The sequence below is a fragment of the Gluconobacter sp. Gdi genome (assembly GCF_014132155.1).
Lineage (GTDB): Bacteria > Pseudomonadota > Alphaproteobacteria > Acetobacterales > Acetobacteraceae > Gluconobacter.
Window position 1 is genome coordinate 1 of the sequence record NZ_BLJQ01000042.1, and the last position, 1,543, is coordinate 1,543.

1 protein-coding gene is annotated in these 1,543 nt (G+C 54.8%); it reads right to left on the reverse strand.

Going from position 1 to position 1,543, the window contains the following annotated elements; genetic code table 11:
* Positions 1-302: 302 nt before the first annotated feature.
* Complete coding sequence (locus JN414_RS16345) at positions 303-1,337, reverse strand: IS110 family transposase (RefSeq protein WP_202208871.1); 1,035 nt, start codon at positions 1,335-1,337, stop codon at positions 303-305.
* Positions 1,338-1,543: the final 206 nt, after the last annotated feature.

Below are 1,543 nucleotides of genomic sequence, written 5' to 3' on the forward strand. Positions count from 1 at the left end.
TCGGGGCGGCCCTGAAGGGTTCGTTCACTCTTGTGTGAACGGCCTCTACGGCGCAAGGAAAATCTCGTTTTGAAACGTACGGAACTGGTGCTCTCATGTGTCCGGCCTTTTTGTGCAGCCACTAGGGCCGCTGGCCATGATGAAGTCCGCGAACAGAAGACCAGACAATTTCACGCGCTCGAAAGGCGCAAGAGTGAACACGGTTTTATTCTGTCCCCGAAGCAGCCCGGTCTGTCATCAAAACTCAACACTCCCGCACATCTACCAGATCATCGAACGATGGCTGGATTTTATCTCTCGTCCTAGCAAACAGCAGATAGGGCTGCCGCAGTGCCATTATATGTCTCGCCGCGGCTCATAAGGGCCCATGCAATTCGTGCTGTCTTGTTCGCCAATGCGACAGCGACAACGCGTCCGGGCTTTTTCTCCCGGAGCATCTGACCCCAGAGATGAGTGGGCGTTTTCTTGCGGTCTATGCGCAGCAGGGAAGTAACGCCGACGACAAGTAACCTGCGAATATAGCCGTTACCGGCCTTGGTGATACGTCCGAGCGTATCTTTGCCACCCGAGCCGTGAACACGGGGTGTCAAACCAAGCCATGCAGCGAAATGTCTTCCCGACCGAAAAAGCTTTGGGTCAGGAACAGACGCTGCAATCGCACTCGCGACAACCGGACCGATCCCTGGGACAGTGGCAAGCCGCATACTGCTTTCGCTGTTACGATGCCATTGCAGGATTTTGTCATCCAGCTTCTCAATCTGGGTCTGTATCATGCGAAGCTGATCCAGAAAGGCATGTGCAACGGTTCGCATTTCATCTGGCCATGCGTCCTGATTTTCATGGACGAGGCCTCCAAGAGATTTGGCGCCGACAACACCTTTAGGAGCAATAATACCGATTTCACCCAAGTGTCCTCGCAGAGCATTGATAAGCATGGTTTTCTGCTTCACCAGCAAGTCGCGACTGCTGTGCAGCATCAGGACAGACTGTTGCTCTACAGATTTGACAGGCACAAACTGCATGGTCGGTCGTGTGACGGCTTCACAGATGGCCTCGGCATCGCGAGCATCGGTTTTGCCGCGTTTAAGATAGGGTTTGACGTAGCTGGGTGGCATCAGTCGGACGGTATGTCCTAGAGCTTCAAACTCGCGTGCCCAGTAATGGGCTGAGCCGCACGCTTCCATGCCAATGAGGCATGGCGAAAGTTTCTGGAAAAACTTCAGGAGCTCGCCGCGTCGGAGTTGGCGCTTGAGGACAGGCAATCCCTGCTGATTGACAGCATGGATTTGGAAAACAGATTTGGCGAGATCAAGACCGATAACTGCAATGTCTGTCATTGTTCTTCTCCGGATGCCCTGACTGGCAACGACACCCTAGCACTGAAGTGAGGCATAGAGGCCGTTCACCGCATCAATCTCACTAGGCTCCTGCGTCGCCAAGTTCGACCGAGCCACAGGGTCCAGCCGCCCTTGGTCGGGCGTCTGGCCCCTGCGTCTCGGCCCTTCCGGGTAACGGTTCACCCGCATTCTTTTCCGATGACGGA

Excerpts from the sequence above, each read along its gene's own strand:
- JN414_RS16345 (WP_202208871.1), bottom strand. The coding sequence starts at position 1,337 with ATGACAGACATTGCAGTTATCGGTCTTGATCTCGCCAAATCTGTTTTC.